At 59.8% G+C, this 5871-nt stretch carries 3 protein-coding genes and 2 pseudogenes; all 5 read right to left on the bottom strand.

Annotated features, from left to right (window positions below; all coding sequences use genetic code 11):
• Window positions 1-249 precede the first annotated feature (249 nt).
• Window positions 250-1218, bottom strand: a complete 969-nt coding sequence (locus tag ACIP1X_RS27370; RefSeq protein WP_159814342.1) for a CDP-6-deoxy-delta-3,4-glucoseen reductase — start codon at window positions 1216-1218, stop codon at window positions 250-252.
• The gene (ubiD, locus tag ACIP1X_RS27375) at window positions 1218-2684 is read right to left on the bottom strand and encodes a 4-hydroxy-3-polyprenylbenzoate decarboxylase (protein WP_034151998.1); all 1467 of its coding nucleotides are present in this window, start codon (window positions 2682-2684) and stop codon (window positions 1218-1220) included. The genes ACIP1X_RS27370 and ubiD overlap by 1 nt, the downstream gene beginning before the upstream one ends.
• A gap of 69 nt (window positions 2685-2753) precedes the next feature.
• Window positions 2754-4751, bottom strand: a complete 1998-nt coding sequence (locus ACIP1X_RS27380) for an acyltransferase family protein (protein WP_282356451.1) — start codon at window positions 4749-4751, stop codon at window positions 2754-2756.
• A 196-nt stretch (window positions 4752-4947) separates the two neighbouring features.
• Window positions 4948-5778: pseudogene (gene rho, locus ACIP1X_RS27385) on the bottom strand (transcription termination factor Rho); the annotation flags it as partial.
• Between the two features lie 10 nt (window positions 5779-5788).
• Window positions 5789-5871 (bottom strand): annotated as a pseudogene (locus ACIP1X_RS27390) (GNAT family N-acetyltransferase); the annotation flags it as partial.

Below are 5871 nucleotides of genomic sequence, written 5' to 3' on the forward strand. Positions count from 1 at the left end.
GGTAATTCAGATTCAGAAAAGCGTTTTCAATGGCGCTCATGGCGAATAGCGTTCAGCTCCCCGCGGGTAAAGAATTACTTAATAGAACGCACCGCTGTAACAATAAGGCACATATGTTTTAAGGCAATTTGAGTGCCATGGCACAGTTCTTAATTGATTGCCTGATTGATATATAACCTAGCGGCATTTATGCAATTACATAAATACCGATCGGCTATATAGAGAGTTATAACGAATCAGGAGCGCGGCTCAAGAGCGCGGGGCGTAGGCAAACACGTCGGCACGCATTTGATGGGCGTCCATCCCGGCTTCGACCAAGGCGTCGAGGGTGCCGTAGACCATGGCCGGTGAGCCGCTGGCGTAGACGTGCAGCGGTTTCAGATCGGGGAAATCTTCACAGACTGCTTCGTGCAGCATGCCGCAGCGCCCTTCCCAACCGCATTGATCGCTGACGACTTTGTGCAGGAACAGGTTAGGCAACTTCTGCCATTCGTCCCAATGTTCGATCTCATAGAAATCTTCCGGACGACGCACGCCCCAATACAGATGCACGGGATGTTTGAAGCCGTTGGCGCGGCAGTGCTCGATCAGCGCGTGAATCTGGCCCATGCCGGTACCCGCAGCGACCAGCACCAGCGGCCCATCCGGCAGCTCGGCCAGATGCGTATCACCGAATGGCAACTCGACACGCACCATTGCGTTGCGTTGCAGCTGTTCGATCAGGCTCAGTGCACTGGCTTCGCGCGCCAGCACATGGATTTCCAGATCGCGTCCGCCATGCGGTGCCGAAGCCATGGAGAACGCCGACTTCTCGCCGTTCTCGCGTTCGATCATCAAGTACTGCCCGGCGTGATAGCGCGGTGGCTTACCCGCCGGCGCACGCAGACGCACGCGCCAAGTGTCGCCACCGACATCGCGGCATTCAATAACCTGACACGACAGGCTGCGCACCGGCAGTTCTCCCAGCGCGAGCACGCCATCCCACAGCAGGATGCAGTCTTCCAGCGGCTCGGCTATGCAAGTGTAGAACTCACCATGGTCATGCACCTTGCCGGCCTGTTCGACGCGGCCTTCAACCAGCAGCGCCGCACACACGTGACAATTGCCGTTGCGGCAGCTTTGCGGGCATTCGTAGCCCAGGCGCCGCGCACCATCGAGAATCCGCTCACCGGGCTGTATCTCGAGCACTGCTCCGGAGGGCTGCAGGGTTACACGCATCAATCTATTCCTAACTGATTCCAGATGGCATCGATTCGTTGGGTGACGGCGTCGTCCTTGACGATCACGCGGCCCCACTCGCGAGTGGTTTCGCCCGGCCACTTGTGGGTGGCATCGAGGCCCATTTTCGAACCCAGGCCGGAGATCGGCGAGGCGAAGTCGAGGTAGTCGATCGGCGTGTTATCGATCATCACCGTGTCGCGCTTGGGATCCATGCGCGTGGTGATGGCCCAGATCACGTCGTTCCAGTCGCGGGCGTTGATATCGTCGTCAGTGACGATAACGAACTTGGTGTACATGAACTGTCGCAAAAACGACCAGACACCGAGCATCACGCGCTTGGCATGCCCCGGATACGACTTCTTCATGGTCACGATGGCCATGCGGTACGAACAGCCTTCCGGCGGCAGGTAGAAGTCGGTGATTTCCGGAAACTGCTTTTGCAGAATCGGCACGAACACTTCGTTTAGCGCCACACCGAGGATCGCCGGTTCATCTGGCGGACGGCCGGTGTAGGTGCTGTGATAGATCGGTTTGATCCGGTGGGTGATGCGTTCGACGGTGAACACCGGGAAGCTGTCGACTTCGTTGTAGTAACCGGTGTGGTCGCCGTACGGGCCTTCATCGGCCATTTCGCCCGGATGGATCACACCTTCGAGGATGATTTCGGCAGTGGCCGGCACTTGCAGGTCGTTGCCACGGCACTTCACCAGTTCGGTGCGATTACCGCGCAGCAGACCGGCGAAAGCGTATTCGGAGAGGCTGTCCGGTACCGGCGTCACGGCGCCGAGGATAGTTGCCGGATCGGCGCCGAGGGCCACGGACACCGGGAACGGCTGGCCCGGATGCTTCTCGCACCATTCGCGATAATCCAGTGCGCCGCCGCGGTGGCTGAGCCAGCGCATGATCACCTTGTTACGGCCGATCACTTGCTGACGGTAGATACCGAGGTTCTGGCGTTCCTTGTTCGGGCCTTTGGTGACGGTCAGGCCCCAGGTGATCAGCGGGCCGACGTCGCCGGGCCAGCAGGTCTGCACCGGCAGCATCGCCAGGTCGACGTCGTCGCCTTCAATGACCACTTCCTGGCACACCGCGTCTTTGACGACTTTCGGCGCCATCGAGATGATCTTGCGGAAGATCGGCAGCTTCGACCACGCGTCTTTCAAGCCCTTCGGCGGCTCGGGTTCCTTGAGGAACGCCAGCAGCTTGCCGATTTCGCGCAGCTCGCTGACGGACTCGGCGCCCATGCCCATGGCCACCCGCTCGGGCGTGCCGAACAGGTTGCCGAGCACCGGAATGTCGTAGCCGGTGGGCTTTTCGAACAGCAGCGCCGGGCCCTTGGCCCGCAGCGTGCGGTCACACACCTCAGTCATCTCCAGCACCGGCGAGACGGGAATCTGGATGCGTTTCAACTCTCCGCGCTGCTCAAGCTGCTGCACGAAATCCCGAAGATCCTTGAATTTCATTGACGATGGCACCCTCAAAATAGGCGTACATCCTACCTGCTATGCAGCCCTGTGGCAGCCTGTCGCTGCTTACTTGGCTGCATTCGTCTGGGCTTTGCCAAGGTTTTCCTGGCGTTGCAGGTTAATGAACAACGGTTCCATGATCGGTGCCACCAGACGCGCGCCGACTTCCGAGAGGTGATTGTCGTCGGTGTACAGCGAGTAGCCGTCGAGCTCGGCGTGACACAAACCCTTGTCGTCACACAGTCGCGGCGCCGGGTCGACGATGCGCACCGCCGGGTCTTTGGCCAGCTCAGCGAACAACTGGCTGATAAACACCTGACGCTCGTGGTGAATGGCGACTTGCTGACCAACACCTTCAACCGAACGATCGAGCATCGCCAATCGCGTCAGGCGATACGGCGGGCTGTAGGGCTGCAACGGCGCCTCTTTGACCAGCCAGACGCGATGGCCGCTGGCACGCAACTGCGCAACCCGCGCACGCAGACCGTCGGCCAGACGTTGCTCGGCATAGGCGCGATCATAACGACCGTCCGCAGTTCGCAGGACGTGGCCCAGGTCGCCATTGGCCGCACCGTAGACATACAGACTCCAGCGCGCGACCAGCACCACATCGCTGACGGTTTTCTCTTTCAACGCCTGCTCAATCCGGCGATTGAAATGCGCGCACACCGGGCCATGTTCCAGACCTTCCACCGGAATGCAGCCCGGTGAACTGGCGAGAATCACGCTGACGTCGTGGGCTTTCGCGCCGTCATCGAATATCGGAATCAGTGCCGTGGCGTGACTGTCGCCCCAGACCAGCGCCTGCGCGGGCACGTCGGCCACACCGTAATGACAGAACAGTTTGTCATCAGGTGTCTTGTCGTCCGCCAGACACGCCATCAACTCCGGCCGCCAGTCGTGGCCCTTGGCATATTGCAGGGCCTGATCGGACAAGCGCCACGGCAAGCCATCGGTCCAGCGCAGCGTTTGCCCGGCCAGCGCCAACACCAGCACGCCCAGCGCGCCGGCAATCAGAATCGGCCGACGACCGGCGAGCAAACGGCGCTCGCGGAACGGCGTTTCGATGAATTTCCACGACAGATAACCCAGCACCAGCGTCAGCAGAATCAACCCGGCGTTGTCGAGCGCAGTGGTGTCTTCAACGCTGGCATAGCTGGAAAACACGAACACCGGCCAATGCCACAGGTACCAGGAATAGGAGATCAGGCCGAAACCGACCATCACCTTACTGCTCAACAATTGACCAACCACCGTCTCGCGATGACCGTTGGCGAAAATCAGCAGCACAACACCCAGCACCGGCAGCAACGCCGCCGCACCGGGGAATGGCGTGGACTTGTCGTAGCCGAACACCGCCAGCAGGATCAGGCCCATGCCGAGCAAACTCAGCAGTTGCGCAGCCATTGGCTTCAACCGCCAGGCCTGCTTCGGCGCGACTGCCAGCATCGCACCGGCGAGCAGTTCCCAGGCGCGCATCGGCAACAGGAAGAAGGCTTTTTCCGGGTGGTGGCTGACCGCCCACACGCTCAGGCCGAAGGACACCAGCAGAATCGCGAACAGCGCCAGTCGCCAGTGTTTGAGGCGACTCGACATGACGGCCAGTAGCAGCGGGAAGAGAATGTAGAACTGCTCTTCAACCGCCAGCGACCAGGTGTGCAACATCGGTTTGAGGTCAGACGCGACGTCGAAATAGCCGTCCTGACGCATAAACAGAATGTTCGAGACGAACAGCACCTGATAACGCACCGAGCGCCCCAGTTCTTCGTAATCCTTGGGCGCCATCAGGAACCAGCCCACCGCCAGCACGGCGACGATCATCGCAAACAGCGCCGGCAGGATCCGCCGCGCACGGCGTGCCCAGAACTCGACGAAGCTGAAACGCCCGGCCTGACGCTGGTTCCAGATGATCGAGGTAATGAGGTAGCCGGAAATCACGAAGAACACGTCTACGCCGACAAAACCGCCGGTAAACCCCGGGACGCCAAAGTGGAAAAGGACCACGGCGATGACCGCAACGGCCCGCAAGCCGTCGATATCCCTTCGATAAGCGAGTGTGCTCATAAATCTTGAATGCCAATCAGTTGGTTATTATTTGTACAGCCTGATTCTCTTACCCGGAAACGGTCTCGTACGTTGCTGCTCATTCTGCAAGGCACAGACCTTACCAGATCGCCATCGTCCCTTCGCCCGGACAAAATACGGGCAAAAAAATGGCGCCCCCGTAGGGACGCCATTTTTATCGGCTCAATCTGCGATGTTACTTGCGCTTCATCGACAGGAAGAACTCGTCGTTGGTCTTGGTCGTTTTCAGCTTGTCGACCAGGAACTCGATCGCTGCGACTTCGTCCATCGGGTGCAGCAGCTTGCGCAGAATCCACATGCGCTGCAGTTCGTCGTCGGCGGTCAGCAACTCTTCGCGGCGGGTGCCGGAGCGGTTGATGTTGATCGCAGGGAACACGCGCTTCTCGGCGATCTTGCGATCCAGAGGCAGTTCCATGTTGCCGGTACCCTTGAACTCTTCGTAGATCACTTCGTCCATTTTCGAGCCGGTTTCAACCAGCGCGGTGGCGATAATGGTCAGCGAGCCGCCTTCTTCGATGTTACGTGCCGCACCGAAGAAACGCTTTGGCTTCTCAAGGGCGTGAGCATCGACACCACCGGTCAATACCTTGCCGGAGCTCGGGATCACGGTGTTGTAGGCACGGGCCAGACGGGTGATGGAGTCGAGCAGGATCACCACGTCTTTCTTGTGTTCGACCAGGCGCTTGGCCTTCTCGATCACCATTTCAGCTACCTGTACGTGACGGGTCGGCGGCTCGTCGAAGGTCGAGGCAACCACTTCGCCGCGCACGGTGCGCTGCATTTCGGTTACTTCTTCCGGACGCTCGTCGATCAGCAACACGATCAGGTGAACTTCAGGGTTGTTACGGGCGATGTTCGCTGCGATGTTTTGCAGCATGATCGTTTTACCGGCTTTCGGCGGCGCCACGATCAGACCACGCTGGCCTTTGCCGATCGGGGCGCACAGGTCGATCACACGACCGGTCAAGTCTTCGGTGGAACCGTTACCGGCTTCCATCTTCATGCGCACGGTCGGGAACCACGCCATCCACTTCCGCCACGACAAAGCCTTCCGGCCAGGTGGCGATACGCGTGGCGATTTTCTCGCGGGTGGCGGCTT

This window comes from Pseudomonas sp. NPDC088885 (assembly GCF_044750025.1).
In the GTDB taxonomy this organism is placed as follows: Bacteria; Pseudomonadota; Gammaproteobacteria; order Pseudomonadales; family Pseudomonadaceae; genus Aquipseudomonas; species Aquipseudomonas rustica.

Excerpts from the sequence above, each read along its gene's own strand:
- ACIP1X_RS27370 (WP_159814342.1), bottom strand. The coding sequence starts at position 1,218 with ATGCGTGTAACCCTGCAGCCCTCCGGAGCAGTGCTCGAGATACAGCCC.
- ubiD (WP_034151998.1), bottom strand. The coding sequence starts at position 2,684 with ATGAAATTCAAGGATCTTCGGGATTTCGTGCAGCAGCTTGAGCAGCGC.
- ACIP1X_RS27380 (WP_282356451.1), bottom strand. The coding sequence starts at position 4,751 with ATGAGCACACTCGCTTATCGAAGGGATATCGACGGCTTGCGGGCCGTT.